The 16,336-nt window shown below is 43.8% G+C and carries 21 protein-coding genes; 4 read left to right on the plus strand and 17 right to left on the minus strand.

Annotation, left to right across the window (positions count from 1 at the left end; genetic code table 11):
* Window positions 1–108: 108 nt before the first annotated feature.
* The 4 genes from ICN29_RS04880 to ICN29_RS04895 all read right to left on the minus strand — a co-directional run bounded on the left by ICN29_RS04880 (window position 109) and on the right by ICN29_RS04895 (window position 5,262).
* Window positions 109–1,500, minus strand: a complete 1,392-nt coding sequence (locus ICN29_RS04880; protein ID WP_216130262.1) for an O-antigen ligase family protein — start codon at window positions 1,498–1,500, stop codon at window positions 109–111.
* 102 nt (window positions 1,501–1,602) lie between these two features.
* Window positions 1,603–2,601 carry a GDP-L-fucose synthase gene (gene fcl / locus ICN29_RS04885; RefSeq protein WP_216130264.1) on the minus strand — a complete coding sequence of 333 codons (999 nt, stop codon included), beginning with the start codon at window positions 2,599–2,601 and terminating at the stop codon, window positions 1,603–1,605.
* 22 nt (window positions 2,602–2,623) lie between these two features.
* Entirely contained in the window at window positions 2,624–3,766 is a 1,143-nt protein-coding gene (gene gmd / locus ICN29_RS04890; RefSeq protein WP_216130266.1) for a GDP-mannose 4,6-dehydratase, read from the minus strand.
* 17 nt (window positions 3,767–3,783) lie between these two features.
* Window positions 3,784–5,262 carry a mannose-1-phosphate guanylyltransferase/mannose-6-phosphate isomerase gene (locus tag ICN29_RS04895; protein ID WP_216130268.1) on the minus strand — a complete coding sequence of 493 codons (1,479 nt, stop codon included), beginning with the start codon at window positions 5,260–5,262 and terminating at the stop codon, window positions 3,784–3,786.
* Window positions 5,263–5,437: 175 nt separating this feature from the next.
* Between ICN29_RS04895 and ICN29_RS04900 the strand changes: the two genes are divergently transcribed.
* On the plus strand, window positions 5,438–5,578 hold the full coding sequence (locus ICN29_RS04900) for a hypothetical protein (protein ID WP_216130270.1): 141 nt from the start codon (window positions 5,438–5,440) through the stop codon (window positions 5,576–5,578).
* A gap of 17 nt (window positions 5,579–5,595) precedes the next feature.
* Here ICN29_RS04900 and ICN29_RS04905 read toward each other — a convergent pair whose 3' ends face one another.
* The 11 genes from ICN29_RS04905 to ICN29_RS04955 all read right to left on the minus strand — a co-directional run bounded on the left by ICN29_RS04905 (window position 5,596) and on the right by ICN29_RS04955 (window position 11,251).
* On the minus strand, window positions 5,596–6,138 hold the full coding sequence (locus ICN29_RS04905; RefSeq protein ID WP_216130272.1) for an HPP family protein: 543 nt from the start codon (window positions 6,136–6,138) through the stop codon (window positions 5,596–5,598).
* A 114-nt stretch (window positions 6,139–6,252) separates the two neighbouring features.
* A complete protein-coding gene (locus tag ICN29_RS04910) occupies window positions 6,253–6,531 on the minus strand; it encodes a high-potential iron-sulfur protein (protein WP_216130274.1) in 279 nt (92 codons plus the stop codon).
* A 192-nt stretch (window positions 6,532–6,723) separates the two neighbouring features.
* A complete protein-coding gene (locus tag ICN29_RS04915) occupies window positions 6,724–6,939 on the minus strand; it encodes a hypothetical protein (RefSeq protein WP_216130276.1) in 216 nt (71 codons plus the stop codon).
* A gap of 4 nt (window positions 6,940–6,943) precedes the next feature.
* Window positions 6,944–7,702: a GTP cyclohydrolase I gene (folE, locus tag ICN29_RS04920; protein WP_216130278.1), complete on the minus strand. Its 759-nt coding sequence runs from the start codon at window positions 7,700–7,702 to the stop codon at window positions 6,944–6,946.
* Window positions 7,703–7,744: 42 nt separating this feature from the next.
* Window positions 7,745–8,116: an MAPEG family protein gene (locus ICN29_RS04925; protein WP_216130280.1), complete on the minus strand. Its 372-nt coding sequence runs from the start codon at window positions 8,114–8,116 to the stop codon at window positions 7,745–7,747.
* Window positions 8,117–8,121: 5 nt separating this feature from the next.
* Window positions 8,122–8,763, minus strand: coding sequence for a glycerol-3-phosphate 1-O-acyltransferase PlsY (gene plsY / locus ICN29_RS04930; protein ID WP_216130282.1), 642 nt, complete (start codon window positions 8,761–8,763; stop codon window positions 8,122–8,124).
* A gap of 29 nt (window positions 8,764–8,792) precedes the next feature.
* Window positions 8,793–9,716: a site-specific tyrosine recombinase XerD gene (gene xerD / locus ICN29_RS04935; RefSeq protein ID WP_216130284.1), complete on the minus strand. Its 924-nt coding sequence runs from the start codon at window positions 9,714–9,716 to the stop codon at window positions 8,793–8,795.
* A gap of 74 nt (window positions 9,717–9,790) precedes the next feature.
* Window positions 9,791–10,204, minus strand: coding sequence for a type II toxin-antitoxin system PemK/MazF family toxin (locus ICN29_RS04940; RefSeq protein WP_216130286.1), 414 nt, complete (start codon window positions 10,202–10,204; stop codon window positions 9,791–9,793).
* Window positions 10,201–10,479, minus strand: coding sequence for a hypothetical protein (locus ICN29_RS04945; protein WP_255538067.1), 279 nt, complete (start codon window positions 10,477–10,479; stop codon window positions 10,201–10,203). The genes ICN29_RS04940 and ICN29_RS04945 overlap by 4 nt, the downstream gene beginning before the upstream one ends.
* 85 nt (window positions 10,480–10,564) lie before the next feature.
* Window positions 10,565–10,747: a CopG family antitoxin gene (locus ICN29_RS04950; RefSeq protein ID WP_216130289.1), complete on the minus strand. Its 183-nt coding sequence runs from the start codon at window positions 10,745–10,747 to the stop codon at window positions 10,565–10,567.
* Between the two features lie 18 nt (window positions 10,748–10,765).
* Entirely contained in the window at window positions 10,766–11,251 is a 486-nt protein-coding gene (locus ICN29_RS04955; RefSeq protein ID WP_216130292.1) for a YajQ family cyclic di-GMP-binding protein, read from the minus strand.
* Window positions 11,252–11,354: 103 nt separating this feature from the next.
* On the opposite strand from ICN29_RS04955, the gene murB reads away from it, so the two are divergent.
* Window positions 11,355–12,392 carry a UDP-N-acetylmuramate dehydrogenase gene (gene murB / locus ICN29_RS04960; protein WP_216130294.1) on the plus strand — a complete coding sequence of 346 codons (1,038 nt, stop codon included), beginning with the start codon at window positions 11,355–11,357 and terminating at the stop codon, window positions 12,390–12,392.
* A 38-nt stretch (window positions 12,393–12,430) separates the two neighbouring features.
* Here the strand turns inward: murB and ICN29_RS04965 are convergent, their stop codons facing one another.
* Entirely contained in the window at window positions 12,431–13,636 is a 1,206-nt protein-coding gene (locus tag ICN29_RS04965; protein WP_216130296.1) for a Fic family protein, read from the minus strand.
* A 50-nt stretch (window positions 13,637–13,686) separates the two neighbouring features.
* The gene (gene xseA, locus ICN29_RS04970) at window positions 13,687–14,913 is read right to left on the minus strand and encodes an exodeoxyribonuclease VII large subunit (protein ID WP_216130298.1); all 1,227 of its coding nucleotides are present in this window, start codon (window positions 14,911–14,913) and stop codon (window positions 13,687–13,689) included.
* Between the two features lie 314 nt (window positions 14,914–15,227).
* On the opposite strand from xseA, the gene ICN29_RS04975 reads away from it, so the two are divergent.
* Together ICN29_RS04975 and ICN29_RS04980 are read left to right on the plus strand one after the other, a co-directional pair.
* Entirely contained in the window at window positions 15,228–15,857 is a 630-nt protein-coding gene (locus tag ICN29_RS04975) for a MotA/TolQ/ExbB proton channel family protein (RefSeq protein ID WP_216130300.1), read from the plus strand.
* Complete coding sequence (locus ICN29_RS04980) at window positions 15,857–16,324, plus strand: ExbD/TolR family protein (RefSeq protein WP_216130302.1); 468 nt, start codon at window positions 15,857–15,859, stop codon at window positions 16,322–16,324. Before ICN29_RS04975 ends, ICN29_RS04980 begins: the two co-directional genes overlap by 1 nt.
* The last annotated feature ends 12 nt before the right edge of the window (window positions 16,325–16,336 follow it).

Consider the following 16,336-nt stretch of genomic DNA (forward strand, 5'->3'; position numbering starts at 1 on the left):
AATTGAGCGCGCACTCTCTCTTTCAGCGTTAAAAGTGCGAAGAGATTAAGTATGGTTTTCATTCTTGCTCGTCAATGATTCATAAAGAATCGATGGATAAATACTTTTTTAATCATATTTAACTAAATTATGGGTTGCCGACTCGCCTTGAGCATCACTTAAACCAAGGCTAGCAACTAACACTACAAGCCAAACATAAGTGTCTACAAAGTTTTTTTGGGACACTTCTGTCGTGAGAAACAATAGAACCACGCTTAGTAAAGACCATACTCCAAATATGCCCCAGGGACTACCAAGAGAAGACACCCGAAGCATAGCCAGGATCGAGGCAACTAGCAAAATAGCTGCGCCAGGAATACCTAAGCCCAGAACAAGATCCATCCAGCCGCTATGACTTTGGATCAATGGCGCATTTGGATAGCTTTCACGTGCAATATGTCCAAATGAGCTATGCACCAAACCATAGCCTAATGGATACTGCTTTACAAAAGTCACTGCAGTTGATAGATAAAAAATTCTATCAAAATTTGTCAGTGAGACTGTCTGCCCATTCTCATTAAGCGGGTAGTTAAAGGTAGTTTTGATCCAAACATCTTCTGGCTGCATTTGCATTGCTACTTTTGAATCAGCAATAAGAGTCTTCCAAGAATTATTTATTTGAAGATTATTAAAAACAGCGAAAAGTATCACAAATCCTAAGATGGCAATGAGAAAATAACCTTTAAAAGATAATTTTTTTTCTCTGCTGCTAAATAAAGAAATAAAAAATATTAAAGTCAGCAGGAATGCATAAAGGAAACCATTTTTGATATTTTCTAAATAGAAAATACCTAGTACGCTCATGATTGCCATAATACAGATGAACGAAAATATCCAATTGATGTCTTTACTTTTGAGTAATTTTGCTAAACAACCAAAGGCAATTGCTAAAGCAGGCAGGCAATAAAGTACATAGCTAATTTTAGGAATATAAAAAGAGTTAACTGCCTGTGTATACAAGACCATAGCCTCTGGGATAGAAAATCCAAAATATCCCGAAGACAGCTTTATTAAATATTTAAGGTAATAGATCAACACTGGGCCACAAATTCCGGCAAAGATGAATACCCAATAACTTTTTTTACTATTAATAAGTGATAAACCTAATCCCAAAGTAAATAGAGATCCCAAAAATGCACGCTTCCATAAACTCTGATATTCATCCCACTGGAGACTGTGATTTTTCCCAATGAATAGGAGGTGTAGCGTCACCCATATGAATAGCGATCCAATAATCACCAGTGGAATCGAACGCTTTGTCATCAGGGCATCGCGATCTTTAATGACAACATATACGCCAATGATGGCGCCAATAATTAAGGCAGCATTACGGAAAATCAAGACATTGGGCAGCATAGTAATAGTCCAGAGAATTGCAAAAATGGCACACTGCATTTTAATAAGCCACTCTGGAATCAATAATTTTTGCGGGTCGTAATGATTAAACATATCTCTATTCATGCTAGCCCTATCATTTCAAAAGTGATAGGTAATGGAGTGCGTAACCAAATAACGCAATCTCAGCATCCCGAAAGCAGAGATTATTGGTATGAAAACTAAATCTCAAGACGCTCTTCCTAGCAAAGTATCTGAATGAGTCTTTAAGAAATCAGCATAAGCCAACTTTAAGCCCGCCTCTAGATCTACTTTCGCTTGCCAGCCTAAACGATTGATGCGCGATGAGTTTATCCATTTTCTTGGAGAGCCATCTGGCTTAGAGATATCAAAGCCAATCCTGCCGGCATAGCCAGTGGCATTTGCTACCGCATTGGCTAACTCTGCAATTGTGACGTCAGCACCAAAGCCGACATTGATGTGACTTTGCATTGGCTCGGTATGCTGGTCATAAATATCTTTAGAGAGCCCCATTACAAAGACTGAAGCAGCAGCCATGTCGTCTACATATAAAAACTCGCGCTTAGGAGTGCCTGTTCCCCAAATCAATACCTCTGGAGCATTACTCACTTTCGCTTCATGAAAACGTCTGATAAGTGCAGGAATGACATGGCTATTTTCTGGATGATAGTTATCACCGGGACCATAGAGATTGGTTGGCATCACTGAGCGGTAATCAATGCCATGGCTTTGCCCGTACTGACGGTTGTAACTTTCACACAACTTGATACCCGCAATTTTGGCAATTGCGTAAGGCTCATTAGTTGACTCTAAAGTTCCGGTGAGTAGTGCATTCTCGGCCATCGGTTGAGGAGCAAGCTTAGGATAAATACAGCTTGAGCCTAAAAAGAGGAGTCTTTTTACCCCAGTCTCAAACGCTTGATGAATAACATTAGCCTCCATCATGAGGTTTTGATATATGAACTCTGCAGGAAAAGTATTGTTGGCATAAATGCCTCCTACTTTTGCAGCCGCCAAATACACCTGATCAGGTTTTTCTTGCTCAAAAAATGCTTTTACTTGCGCTTGATTTGTTAGGTCCAACTGAGCATGCGTTCTGGTCACAATGTTTGTAAACCCCTTAGCCTGCAAGTTTCTGACAATGGCAGAACCCGCCATGCCGCGATGGCCCGCTACATAAATCTTTTGGTTTAACTCTGTGCTCATAGAAATCAATATTTTTTAGGATTTAATTTTCTTTGCCAACCGATACAGAGTAACCATGCTTTTGCAATAGTGCATGTTGCTTAGCTTGGTCTAAATCACAGGCCACCATCTCTACAATCATTTGATCTAAAGTAATTTCTGGAACCCAGCCGAGTTTCTCTTTGGCTTTTGTAGCGTCTCCCAAGAGGGTTTCTACTTCGGTGGGACGGTAGTAACGTGGATCGATTTGCATAATCACATCACTCACTTTCAAAGCTGGGGCTTTATCGCCATCAATTGCAGCAACAATGGCTTTTTCATTTTCAGCGCTACCTTCAAACTTCAAGGTAATACCTAATTGCTTGGCACTGCGGGTAATAAATTCACGAACAGTGAACTGCACGCCGGTAGCAATCACAAAGTCTTCCGGTTTTTCTTGTTGCATCATGAGCCATTGCATGCGTACATAGTCTTTAGCATGACCCCAGTCCCTCAAGGCATCGATATTACCCATGTAAAGACATTTCTCCAGTCCTTGGGCAATATTCGCTAAACCGCGAGTCACTTTACGGGTGACAAAGGTTTCGCCACGGCGCTTAGATTCGTGATTAAAGAGAATGCCGTTACAAGCGTAAATCCCATACGCTTCACGATAGTTCACCGTGATCCAATAAGCGTACAGCTTAGCTACCGCATAAGGGCTCCTCGGATAGAACGGTGTAGTCTCTTTTTGCGGGATTTCTTGTACTAAGCCATAGAGCTCAGAAGTAGAAGCTTGGTAGAAGCGGGTTTTCTTTTCCAAGCCCAGAATACGAATGGCCTCTAACATGCGCAGTGGTCCCATCGCATCAACATCTGCTGTGTATTCAGGAGACTCAAATGACACCGCCACGTGTGACTGCGCGCCTAGGTTATAAATTTCATCGGGCTGGCATTCTTGAATAATGCGTACCAAATTGCTAGTGTCAGTTAAATCGCCATAGTGAAGAATGAGATCGCGATGGTTCACATGGGGGTCTTGATAAAGATGATCAATGCGATCGGTATTAAACGAAGAGGCGCGGCGCTTAATACCATGAACGATGTAGCCTTTTTCTAACAGGAACTCGGCCAGATAAGAGCCATCTTGGCCAGTGATGCCGGTAATAAGGGCTACTTTTTGGGTATTCTTTTTAGTGTTTGTCATATAAGTGATATTTTGTTTTAACTTCTACCGTAAGTATCTTCAAAGCGGATGATGTCATCTTCGCCCAAATAACTGCCTGACTGCACTTCAATAATCTCTAAGGGCTCAGTACCACGATTGGCTAAACGGTGAGTTTGCCCCTGAGGGATATAGGTACTTTGATTTTCTTTTAAGGTAATCACTTGATCACCGTTAGTAATTTCTGCGACACCCTTAACCACAATCCAGTGCTCAGCGCGGTGATGGTGCATCTGCAGTGACAGGGTCGCACCCGGCTTTACCTGAATCCGTTTGACTTTGAAGCGCTCACCTTCATCTACGCTGTCATACCAACCCCAAGGTCTGGCAACCTTGCGATGTAAATTCTTTTCTTCGCGCCCTTGCGCTTCTAATTGAGTCACAATATTTTTCACATCTTGACTATTGCTGCGATCAGCAACTAAAACTGCATCCGCAGTTTCTACGATGATTAAATTCTCAATGCCAACCGCACTCACCAAACGACTAGTTGCATGCACTAAAGAATTCTTAGAATTGGTCAGCAAGGCATCGCCACTAATCACATTACCATCTGAATCTTGTTTGCCCACTTGCCATACGGCATCCCAAGCGCCTAGATCATTCCAGCCAGCATCGAGCTCAACCATCTTGATTGGATAAGCAGATCCTGGACACTTTTCAATCACTGCATAGTCAATGGATTCACTAGGGATGGATTTAAATTCTTCTTTACCTGGGCGTACAAAGTGGGCACCATCGGCGCTATCTTCTGACTTGCTTTGCCAAGCATTATGAGAAGCATCAAAAATATCAGGACGAAATTCTTTAAGGGCAGCAAGCCAAGTGCTGGCTCTTAAAACAAACATGCCGCTATTCCAAAGATAGTTGCCACTGGCTAAGTACTCTTGGGCCTTCTTAAGGTCGGGCTTTTCAACAAAACGCTCGACGATGTAAGCATTGTTTTGATCTTTACTAGCAGAGCGTGCAATATAGCCATAACCTGTTTCAGGAGCGCTGGGAGTAATTCCTAAAATACAAATCGCCTTCTCAGTAGCCTCAACACTCGCAATGCAATCTTGCAAGGCTTTTGTGAATGCAGCTTGATTTTGAATGGTTTGATCTGCTGGAGTAATGATCAAGATAGGGTCTTGAGCGTCAGCAGATAATTTTTCCGAACAAAATGCAGCCATGCTCAGTGCAGGGGCAGTATTGCGACCTACAGGCTCAAGTAATAAAGTGGCATGGACGGACTTCAGTTCGCGCAACTGATCTAAGACCAAAAAGCGATGATCCTCATTCGTCACAACCAAGGTATTGCCTAATGTGATTTTGGAATTGGCGACTGAGTTAATTCTGCTAACTGCCTGCTGAAATAGACTGTGAGATGAGCCATCACCGGAGAGCACCAAAAATTGCTTTGGAAAGCCCGAGCGGGATAAAGGCCAAAGCCTGGTACCGGAGCCGCCACAAAGAATGACTGGAATCACTAAAGCCATAACAGGTTCAAAGCAATGAATATGCTTTTTAGTAAGAAAACCTGATTTTATAGGGTTTATTGCCACACTTTAGCAAAGAGCTGGAATTTATTAAAATCCCTTTTGTAGTAGTACAGGCGCACAATGGCGCTAACTTACAATCAAAAAGCATACCCATTTTCAAGGAGTCCTCTCAATGAGCAATATCCCCAAAATTAAGCTACGCAATTCATTAACTGAATGCGGTCAGTCCATCCGCAAGGAAAATGCTGGTAAGTACCAAAATTACACCATTAAGGACTGTATTGTCTCTATAGCAGCCAGCAAAATCAAATAAGGCGAGCCCCTACGGGCCTAGATTGAAGGCTTATTGGGGTATGGCTTGCCAGTCAAATTGCTATAGGCTGCCCCTGCTAATATCAACAAGATTGAATCAACCATGACTGGGAAAAAGGCATAGCGGTAGCGGCCAATTTCTCCTAAAACGACGATTAAGGCCACAGCCGCAGCTGGTGGATGCAGGCAACGCAGAATAAACATTCCCAAAATGGAGAGCGCGGCGGCCAGCGGCAAAGCTAGCAATGGCTCACCGACCAGGTGAAAGCAGCTAATCCCGACTAAAGCAGATATGGTATTACCAGCAATCACAGCCCAAGGTTGGGCCATGGGGCTGCCTGGCAATGCAAATACTAGTAAAGCGCTTGCCCCCAAGGAAGCCATCAACCATTCATTGATACCACCCCACTCGCCTAAGTATTTAGCGAGAGCGAACACCAACATAAGACCTAAGAATGCCCCAATCACTGAGCGCAAGCGCTCCGACCAACTTACTGGTGGCTGGTCTCCCCCTAAATAAAAAGCGTAATGCTTTTTGAGGTATCTATATGAATGCTTCATTCAAATCTTACGATGGCTTTCCATCTATTGAAAATAAAAAAGACTGCCAGCTTACGCCAAACAGTCTTTTCATTAGCCAAGAACAAAGTACCTGGCTCTATAGCAAAAAGATACTTAAGCTTTCTTGGCCCAAGCGCTGCAATGGGCCTTACCAGATACTTGCTTACCAGCAAACAAAGCACAGCCACCTGCGGCAGAATCTGCTTTGCCTTGGTAGAGAGCGCAATTAGCACAATTCTTGCCAGCGACCTTAGAGACTGCAACATACTGCAAGGCCTTGGCTTGTGGATCAGTTTCAGCAACCATTGCTTGAGCTTGAACTTTACCGTTCAATGCCAAGGTGCAAGCACCAGCAGCAGACAAAATCATAAATTGGCGGCGACTATTTTTCATGGGTTCTCCAAAAAATAAAACAGTAAATATTGTGCAATCGATCTAAAAACCTTGTGCACTCTTGAAATCTAAGGTGATCATAGTGGAGAAGGTTTTATCTTGCCGCTGGCAGTGTAACTCTATGATTTATATAGATTAATAGTTGAGAATTGTTCTCAAGAAAAACTGCACGTCGCTAAAGCTGCGAAATGATTATTTCCAACCCTTAAGTTCCATGCAAGAGATACGTCGTTTGAGGTAAACGCCATCAGGAGTCTCTGGATAAGATTGAGCACAATCCTTTAAATCTATTTTGTATGTCGCAGGATTATTTTTAGCAGGATTGGGATGTGTGGTTGGAAAGCTGCCACACGCGACAAGGCCTAAGGCAAAAGTCATCGCAAGACAGTTACCAACCTTCTTGCGCATCAGACTAGCGCTTCTCTAACAATGATAAAAACTCACGGCGCAAATTGGGATCTTTTAAGAATGCGCCACGCATGACGCTATTGACCATCTTAGAGTCGCGATCTTTTACACCACGCCATTGCATGCAGAAATGATCAGCATCCATCACGATGGCTACACCAGTTGGTTTCATTTTTTTCTCAAACATATCAGCTAACTCCACTACAGCTTCTTCCTGAATCTGTGGTCTACACATCACCCACTCAGTGAGCCTAGAGTATTTAGATAAACCAATCAGTGCTGACTCTTTGCTAGGCAAGACACCAATCCAAATGCGGCCCATGATTGGGCAGAGGTGATGAGAGCAAGCGCTACGAACTGTAATGGGCCCAATAATCATGAGCTCATTTAAATGACTCACATTCGGAAACTTGGTCATGGCAGGCTGCACTACATAGCGGCCATTAAACACTTCTTGCACATACATCTTGGCGACGCGTCGGCAGGTATCTTGGGTGTTGTGATCACTTTTTGTATCAATCACCAAACTCTCGAGCACTTCTTGCATCTTCTGAGCAACCTCATCAACTAAACCTTCTAAATCGCCTGGTTCAATAAACTCTGCAATATTATCGTTTGCATGAAAGCGTACTTTTTTTGCCTCAATACGGCGGCGAATGATGACTGATAGAGGTGTACCCGCATTCTCTTTTTTTGAGGCTACTTTTTTGATTGCCGCTTTTTTGGCGGTGGTTTTAGTACTAGGTACTTTTTTTGTTGGCATAGGATGTAATATGTCTCAGTGTTGTAGTAGTCATGGTGAAATTCAAATCTGGCAGAAGATCGCTATCACGCAAATCAGCCCAATTGACCAAACAATTGTTCGGGTTGTTGGCCAATCGGCAAGGTAGCAAATTAAAAAAGCGATGCGCGCTGCCACAAAACCGAGCGCTAATAAATCAATTCTGGTTTGGGGTGCATTGTTGATGCTAGCGATGATGACTGCTGCAAAAAAGAGTGGTAAGGATTCAAAAAGATTGGCTTGCGCAGCATTGGCTCTTGCTCTAAAGCCGGTTTGCTTGGCCAGCCATTGTCTTGGCATGCTGTTGTCGTAATTCTCAAAGCCTTTTTTAGCAATGCCCGCAGCAACATAAGGAAACAGGCCCATAAAAAGAAGGCAGGCGTAGGCAATCGTCATGATCTTTATTTGGCTTTCTGTAGGTCTTTTTTAGAGCCAATACGGCTCTCAGTGCCATTGATTAAATTGCGAATATTGCTACGGTGACGCCAAACCAGAAGTAGACAAACTGCGAGAAGCGCAATACCCATAGGCTGAAAGCCAAACAAAAATACAAAATAGAGCGGACCAAAAATCGCCGCTGCTATCGCTGCTAAGGAGGAATAGCGTAAAAATACAGCCACGATGATCCAGGTGCTTAGCGTAGCCATCCCTAAGATGACATTTACGCCAAATAAAATTCCGCAGGCTGTTGCCACTCCCTTGCCGCCTTTAAAGCCATGAAAGATCGGAAAGAGGTGTCCCAAAAATACCGCGAGCACAACGCCGCATAAGACCCAAGAACTTAGTGTCGAAGTTAAAGACTCATCGCCTAACAACACTCTTGCTAGCATGACCGCAAAGTAACCCTTAAGTGCATCGCCAATAAAGGTCAGTGCTGCAGCTAATTTGTTACCAGTGCGCAAAACATTAGTTGCGCCAGGATTACCAGAGCCATAAGTATGAGGGTCGGGTAAACGCATGCATTTACTCACCACCACTGCAAAAGAGATAGAGCCAATCAAATAGGCAAACGGAATGAGCAAGATGTCGGGATCAAAAGTCATAGCGCTATCTTAAACACTTATTTCTTTTCTTATGAGCCACGTGGGTGATGTTGCTGATGAATTGATTTAAGACGCTCCCTAGCCACGTGGGTATAGATCTGGGTAGTAGAGATGTCCGCGTGCCCTAAGAGTAGCTGCACTACCCTTAAATCCGCGCCATGATTGAGTAAATGGGTTGCAAAAGCATGACGCAGAGTATGGGGGGATAAGGCAACTGGGATATTGGCTAAGGTGGCATAACGCTTGATCAAGGCCCAAAACGCCTGGCGAGTTAAACCGGTACCAGTATGGCGTCCAACAAAAACAGCATCGGTTGTTTTTCCTTCAAGTAGCGGAGTTCTCGCATCTGCCAGGTACCTTCTGAGCCACTGCCCTGCCTCACCACCAAATGGCACGAGGCGCTCTTTGCCACCTTTGCCATTGACCACGCGCACGATACCCTCATTTAATCCCAGCGCTACGGTTTTAAGAGAAACGATTTCAGAAACGCGCAGGCCACTGGCATACATCAGCTCTAACATCGTGCGATCACGCAGTCCCAGTGGCGTTTCAATATCAGGAGCATTGAGTAAAGCTGTTACTTGATCTTCACTGAGTGTTTTTGGAAAACGCAGTGCTTGCTTGGCAGCACGCAGACCAATACAGGGATCATTCTTCACTAAATTGATGCGCAAGGCATGCCGATAAAAACGTTTAAAGACAGTTAAGCGGCGATTGGCAGTTGTTGCCTTGTCAGCACGATGATGGGCAATATAAGCCGTCAGATCTTTTTCTGTCACAGCATATAAATCTAATTGATGATTCTTGAAGAGCCACTGGGCTAGTAGCAACAAGTCTCTTCGGTATGCGGACAGACTATTTTGCGCTAGGCCATCTTCTAGCCAGCAAGTATCGCAAAAACGCTCGATGGCTTCTTGGCTCATCACAGAGATTGGGGGTACATTCTTTGTCATAAAACTTTAGATTTAATGGGTATCCGTAAATTATTGTTGATTTGGATATCTCCAGAGCATCTATCTTTGTCAGTCTATCGGCTTAATACTGCTCGATAAGCCGCTTCAACAGCGCGAAGAATGGTTGCATGCAAAGTGCCTAGCTTGGGTGTATTGCCATGAGGGCTTCTGGCGGGCACTTTGAAGTAGCGCTCAGACCACGGCAGATCCACAATCACCTTGAAATCAAACTTTGTATCGTAAGCTAATCCAGCGAGCGCATAAGCGGCTGGATTCTTAGTCTTAGTTATTACCACCTCGCCAGCTTTTAGTCTGGTCAGATTCTGGGATGTACCGTATACCACGCTGACCTGATTGCCATCCTCCCGACGCTCAACACTCAGGACTATGGCTGGCCTAGGTTTGGGTCCTGGCTCACTATTGGGAACTTCTGGAAACAAGCACCAAACGATATCGCCAGGTGCGGGCAGCATCCAAGTCTGACTCATGTAAATAATGCGTCGCGTGCAAGCAGTTTGCCTTTTGGTAAGCGCTTTGCTACATCCTTCCGTAAGGTCAAAACTTGTTTTGCTGTCAGCGGACCATCATCAGGAGCATAAGACGGTAAAACATCAGTAGCAAATTTTGACAAGGCCATATGGATAACCTGTGTTTCATTTACATCGAGTTCTTTAGCAATTGCTTTAACCGTTGTTCGAGTCACGCCAAATTGGGTGTCTTTAGAACGGAATTTGACCAACAGATTTTCGTTTGAAGCTCTCATCATGGCACCTCGTTTATATATATAAAGTATATACTATTTTTGGTGCAAGCGCAACCTTTACGCCCTTAATTAAACAAATCAAGCTCTATGTGAATTTTCCAATTACACCATCTTGAGGCTTAATAGTCGCAGTATGGGGTCTTAGATTTGGTAATGCTGCCCTAAATACTTTATTTAAATCAAAATAGTCAGAGGCATCATGGATTTCCCAAAACCTTCTCTCATCAAGCTCTGATTGAAATATAGGAATGGGTTTAAGTGTTTTCATTGCGCCCAAAGCCTCTTCTTAGTCACGAAAATTATTAAAGCCCAATGGCGCTTCAGTGACTTCTTTTTTCAGTAAAGCCATGGTTTCTTGTAAATCATCACGCTTGCCACCAGTCACGCGCACTGCATCACCCTGAATACTCGCTTGCACTTTGATCTTGCTGTCTTTAATAATACGCACCACTTTTTTAGAAAGATCTTGAGTAATGCCCTTTTGAATCTTCATGGTTTGCTTACGCTTATCACTGCCAATAGTCTCTTTTTTATCATCTTTGAGGTAACGCACATCCACATTACGCTTAGCCATCTTGCCAAAGAGTACATCACGCACTTGGCCTAATTTAAAGTCATCATCACCGTACAAAATCAGCGTTTCATCTTTTTGCTCTACGCGGCTATCAGAGCCCTTAAAGTCAAAACGATTACTGATTTCTTTATTGGATTGTTCGATGGCATTTTTCAGCTCCACCATATCGGGTTCACAAACTACGTCAAATGAGGGCATTTCAAACTCCTTCTCTAATTTTGGGGTGATCTTCTATTCGTGGTCTCATTGCTATTCTGGCAATTATCTGCGGATTTAGCAGACATTCGAATAAGATTGTGGCATGAACTCCACCCCCAATGCGCCTGCACCGGCAAAATTGATGCCCCATTTGGGTCTAAAGGGCCGCAATACCTTTGGTCTGGATGCGGTAGCAGATCTTGCTTATGAAATCACCGCCCCAGAGCAAATTGCGGCGGTGATGAACCAGATTACGGAGCAAAATCTGCCTTGGCGAGTATTGGGTGGTGGCAGTAATGTGATTTTGCCCAAAGTATTGCCTGGCGTAACCTTACTCATGAATATCACCGAGCAAGAGATTATTTCTTCTGAGCAAAACGCAACGGTGATTTCGGTTGGAGGAGGAGTTAACTGGCATGAATTTGTTGTCTGGACTTTAGAAAATAATTTGCCAGGCCTAGAAAACCTAGCACTCATTCCTGGCACAGTTGGCGCCGCGCCCATTCAGAATATCGGAGCATATGGTGTTGAGATAGCCGACTATATTGATAGCATTCATGCTTTTGATACTAAGACTAATACTTTTGTCACCCTTGCTAAAGAAGATTGTCAATTCGCCTATCGGGATAGCTACTTTAAGAAACATCCTCAGCGCTTTATCGTAACTAATGTCATCTTCAATATTCCCAAGGTCTGGCAAGCCAAGATTCATTATGCTGATTTAGCAAAGCAGTTTGAAGGCAATCCAAACCCGACTGCAGAAGAAATCTTTCTGGCAGTATGTAAAATTCGAACTCTCAAATTGCCTGACCCCAAGGTGATTGGTAATGCAGGTAGCTTTTTTCAGAACCCTATCATTCCCAATGAGCAATACGAAACACTACTCAAAAAATATGCTGGTTTAGTGTCTTATCCAGATGCCCCCGGTAAGCGCAAACTAGCTGCCGGCTGGATGATTGATCAATGTGGCTTTAAAGGTCAGCGCATGGGTGAGGTGGGTGTTTATGAAAACCAAGCACTCGTCTTAGTGAATCATGGCAATGGCACTGCGCAAGATATTTTAGGCCTTGCTAAATGTATTCAGGACAAAGTGCGTAAAGAGTTTGGCGTGAGCTTAGAGATTGAGCCTAATATTCTCTGAAGGAGATTTGGCATCAGCCAGAGAGGCCTTGCCGATGATCACCCAAGACCATGAGTCCAGCCGGGAATATTGATGTAATAGCGTAAAGCCTTACCATGCCCTACTGAAAACAACATCTTGCTTTCTACTAAATCTGATAAGTCCCTTGTAGCCGTAGCCTTCGAGCTTCCAGTGATTTTCATATACTTTTCCGCATTCAAACCACCCAAAAATCCACCGTCGCCATCATCCAATAACCTCTGAATGATTTTCTTTTTTCTCTCGTTTAACTGTGCATCGGAGTGCTGAGCCCAAAAGTGCGACTTCTCAATGGCGTTTTTCATCACTTCGCAAGAGGCTTCACAAGCAAGCTCACAAGCATGTGCAAACCAAATTACCCATTCGGAAATATCTAGATTTCCATGCTGCGCAGAATTCAATGCATCGTAATAACTTAAGCGATTAGCCATCATCTGCTCAGAAAGGCTATATAACTTTTCCCCAGACTGTGCATCTTGAGCCATGGCCATCTCTACGATTGCTCTTCCAAGCCTTCCATTGCCATCTTCAAATGGATGAATTGTTTCAAACCATAAATGGGCTATTGCTGCTCGTGTAAGACCATCCATTTGATTGCTAGAATTTTTTGAATTCGTAGCCACTTGAAGATTGGGCCGAGTTTTGTTAAACCAATCTAAAAATCTTTTGATATCAGCCTCTACCCTTGCTGAAGGAGGTGCTGTGAAATGCACAATCTCTTTGCCTTGTCTACCGCTAATAATTTGCATCGGATCTTCATGGTCCCGAAAGTCGCCTACCTTAATGCGTGATCTAGTATTTATTTTTCCAGGAAAAAGTGCTTGATGCCATTGAAAAAGTTTTTCTGTATTTAAGTCGATCTCACGACTCTCGAGTGCATCCTGCAATATATCTACCAGTCCATCAACTTTTTTATCTAAGGGCGCAATATCGTTCGCCAAGACAACTCCCAACTTGCGAAATACTGAAGACCTTACAGAATCCAGATTTAACTTTTCACCTTCAATGGCTGAAGTCGCAATAATTTCTTGAATGTATCTACTTTGAATTAACTCCTGCGCACCCTTGAGCCCAATCGCATTTGCCTGGCCAATCACTTCCCCTTGCTTTTTTCTGGCACGCAAAAGGGCATCCTGTACCCCAAGACCTTGCGCCTTGAAATTGGGCCAATCAGACTGCTGCCAGATGGCTTTAAAGGTAGCTTTTGGGATTAGTGGAGTACTCATGAGCCGTATTTTAGCATATACGGCTCAAATACTGAGCCGTATTTTAAAAATTACGGCTCACGCAATACCTCTGAGAACTGCACCTCTGCCTGGCCTTCCGCTAGGCGCACCTGAAAGCCTTGCTCGGTATTGAGCTCACTGGGTTTGCGCACTGCATGCAGTTGCTCTTGGTCCTCATGTTTACTTTTACTCAGAATCACTGCATAACCCCGCTCTAAGGTTCTTTGCGGATTCAGCATCTCAATTTGGGATTGGTAATGAGATTGATTGCGCTTCCAGTTTTCTATTCGTACTGACCATGCTTGATTTAAGCGTTGCTGCCAACTGCTAATTTGTTCACGCATGCGATCGGGATTTGGTAGTGCATGACTTAATCGTAAAGCTAATTGGTCTAGGGTTTGCGCTTCACGTTCTACGCGCTGATTAACACGCTGTAATAAAGCCTGCTTGATTGCATCTAACTCTTGTAGTAGCTGATCTTTACGTGGGGCTGCTAGCTCTGCCGCGCCCGTTGGGGTTGGCGCTCGCAGGTCTGCCACAAAATCAGCAATCGTGAAATCGGTCTCATGTCCTACACCGCTGACTACCGGAATATTTGAGTTGGCAATTGCGTAAGCGAGCTGCTCATCATTAAATGCCCACAGGTCTTCAATGCTGCCACCACCCCTTACTAACAAAATCACATCGACTGTATTTTCTTTTTCAGCCGCTTTAAGCGCAGCAATAATTCCGGCTGGTGCATCAGGCCCTTGCACTAAGGTTGGATAAATCACAATCGGAATATGTGGCGCGCGTCTTGCTAATGTCGAGAGAACATCTTTGAGAGCAGCTGCTTGAGGTGAAGTAATGATCCCAATCGATTTAGGATGCGTTGGAATCTCGCGTTTGCGCTCTTCATTAAACAATCCTTCTTTGGCTAACTTGGCTTTGAGTTTTAAGAAAGCTTCATATAAGCCACCCATACCTGCGCGCCGCAATGTCTGAATGGTCAGTTGGATATCGCCCCTGGGAACATACATTCCTAAATTGGCGCTCACCTCCACCAAATCACCCGATTGCGGCATAAAGCCCACTTGGCCATTGCGGCCCCGGAACATCACGCAGCGAATCTGACCCTCTTCGTCCTTTAATGAGAAATACCAATGCCCACTGTCATATGCTTTGAAGTTGGAAATCTCCCCGCTAACCCAAACGGTATCGAAACGGTCTTCCAAGGATTGAGCAATGGCGCGGTTCAGATCGCCAACAGTAAGAATTTCCCTTGATATTTCCGACATTTTTTCTCTTTACTCACAGGGCCATCTGGCTTAGACGGCAATAAATATCCACAGAAGCATATTCGCTCTAGGTCTAGTAGCTATAAGTAAGTAATTACTGACCCAAAGCGTCTCATAAATCCAACAGCTAAAAAATAAGTCATTGATTTATATCACTAATTTTTTTACTTCCGCATCGTGCTTTTAGGCCGATTCCTACCTGTTTTACCAGCAATCAAGGACTTAGAGAGTAGTTTCAAAAAAGTTTTGCACAGAGTTATCCACAGGCTAGCTTTCCGAAACGGGCTTCTTAATTCAGCTAAAGTACGAAGCTTATGTACTCAATCTTACTATCCGCTGGTTGGCCTATTTGGCCTTTATTAATTATTTCCATTATTGGCCTGGCGATCGTATTAGAGCGCAGCTGGTATCTCCGCCAAAGCCATATATTCCCAAAAAACTGCTTAGAAACTGCTTTTGGCCTTTGCAATCAATTGCTTAAAGATAATAAGCCCTCTGATAGCCAAATTAGCGCACTGGCTCAGCTATCTCCTGCCACCCCCTTGCTTGCCTGTGTTTTAAAAGAAAAGCTCAATGGCAGCAGTTCAGAAGCAGCCTTAGAAGAGCTCCAGGCGGCCGCACAGATGACTTGGTTTAAGTTGGACCGCTACTTAGGTATTCTGGCAACCATCGCTACCATCGCCCCCTTATTGGGTTTATTTGGCACCGTGGTTGGCATGATCGAAATCTTTGGTAGTCAAGGGGCCATCAGTGGCGCAGGCAGTCCACAACAATTAGCCCACGGCATTTCAGTGGCGCTGTACAACACTGCTTTTGGATTACTGATTGCGATTCCTGCACTCGCTGCATGGCGAGGATTAAAAGCGCTTGCCAATCAACGTCAGCGTGAGTGCGAAGAGTTCACACGCCAGTTATTTAAAAAACTATACCCAGCAGAGTCTTAATGAGCTGGTTAAGCCTGCAATCATCCTCTAAGAGAAGTTTTTCTCTCGGGACTACACCTGTTTCCGCTGAGCCAGAAATTAATCTCATTCCTTTTATTGATGTCTTGTTAGTGGTACTGATCTTTTTGATGATCTCCACCACCTTTACACGCTATCAAGAATTAGCTATCACTTTGCCAAGTGCTAATGGTAGTGAGAGTCAAACAGATAACAAACAAGTGCATATCGCTGTGAGTCGTGATGGCCGCTTTGCAATCAATGGCAAAGTAATGGATCGCACCCAGCTGAGCGGTGCCTTAATACAACTGAGTAATCAGAGCAGTAGTAATAAAGATGGTGTGAGCAACTTACAAGTCAATATTGATGCTGATGCGAGAGCGCCGCATCAAGCGGTCATGAGCGCTCTAGAAGCCGTGCGTGATGCCAATCTATCGAATGTTGTGTTTAGTAGCCAAACCAAAAAGTAAGCCTTTAGAAAA

Source organism: Polynucleobacter nymphae (assembly GCF_018882155.1).
Classification (GTDB): domain Bacteria; phylum Pseudomonadota; class Gammaproteobacteria; order Burkholderiales; family Burkholderiaceae; genus Polynucleobacter; species Polynucleobacter nymphae.

Bases quoted from the DNA above. Each gene is read 5' to 3' on its own strand.
- ICN29_RS04915 (WP_216130276.1), bottom strand. From the start codon at position 6,939: ATGCGCAAGAAGGTTGGTAACTGTCTTGCGATGACTTTTGCCTTAGGC.
- ICN29_RS04880 (WP_216130262.1), bottom strand. From the start codon at position 1,500: ATGAATAGAGATATGTTTAATCATTACGACCCGCAAAAATTATTGATT.
- fcl (WP_216130264.1), bottom strand. From the start codon at position 2,601: ATGAGCACAGAGTTAAACCAAAAGATTTATGTAGCGGGCCATCGCGGC.
- ICN29_RS04950 (WP_216130289.1), bottom strand. From the start codon at position 10,747: ATGAAAACACTTAAACCCATTCCTATATTTCAATCAGAGCTTGATGAG.
- ICN29_RS04900 (WP_216130270.1), top strand. From the start codon at position 5,438: ATGAGCAATATCCCCAAAATTAAGCTACGCAATTCATTAACTGAATGC.
- ICN29_RS04955 (WP_216130292.1), bottom strand. From the start codon at position 11,251: ATGCCCTCATTTGACGTAGTTTGTGAACCCGATATGGTGGAGCTGAAA.
- ICN29_RS04895 (WP_216130268.1), bottom strand. From the start codon at position 5,262: ATGGCTTTAGTGATTCCAGTCATTCTTTGTGGCGGCTCCGGTACCAGG.
- gmd (WP_216130266.1), bottom strand. From the start codon at position 3,766: ATGACAAACACTAAAAAGAATACCCAAAAAGTAGCCCTTATTACCGGC.
- ICN29_RS04980 (WP_216130302.1), top strand. From the start codon at position 15,857: ATGAGCTGGTTAAGCCTGCAATCATCCTCTAAGAGAAGTTTTTCTCTC.
- ICN29_RS04910 (WP_216130274.1), bottom strand. From the start codon at position 6,531: ATGAAAAATAGTCGCCGCCAATTTATGATTTTGTCTGCTGCTGGTGCT.
- ICN29_RS04965 (WP_216130296.1), bottom strand. From the start codon at position 13,636: ATGAGTACTCCACTAATCCCAAAAGCTACCTTTAAAGCCATCTGGCAG.
- ICN29_RS04940 (WP_216130286.1), bottom strand. From the start codon at position 10,204: ATGAGTCAGACTTGGATGCTGCCCGCACCTGGCGATATCGTTTGGTGC.
- ICN29_RS04975 (WP_216130300.1), top strand. From the start codon at position 15,228: ATGTACTCAATCTTACTATCCGCTGGTTGGCCTATTTGGCCTTTATTA.
- ICN29_RS04925 (WP_216130280.1), bottom strand. From the start codon at position 8,116: ATGACGATTGCCTACGCCTGCCTTCTTTTTATGGGCCTGTTTCCTTAT.
- plsY (WP_216130282.1), bottom strand. From the start codon at position 8,763: ATGACTTTTGATCCCGACATCTTGCTCATTCCGTTTGCCTATTTGATT.
- folE (WP_216130278.1), bottom strand. From the start codon at position 7,702: ATGCCAACAAAAAAAGTACCTAGTACTAAAACCACCGCCAAAAAAGCG.
- ICN29_RS04945 (WP_255538067.1), bottom strand. From the start codon at position 10,479: ATGAGAGCTTCAAACGAAAATCTGTTGGTCAAATTCCGTTCTAAAGAC.
- xerD (WP_216130284.1), bottom strand. From the start codon at position 9,716: ATGACAAAGAATGTACCCCCAATCTCTGTGATGAGCCAAGAAGCCATC.
- xseA (WP_216130298.1), bottom strand. From the start codon at position 14,913: ATGTCGGAAATATCAAGGGAAATTCTTACTGTTGGCGATCTGAACCGC.
- murB (WP_216130294.1), top strand. From the start codon at position 11,355: ATGAACTCCACCCCCAATGCGCCTGCACCGGCAAAATTGATGCCCCAT.
- ICN29_RS04905 (WP_216130272.1), bottom strand. From the start codon at position 6,138: ATGAAGCATTCATATAGATACCTCAAAAAGCATTACGCTTTTTATTTA.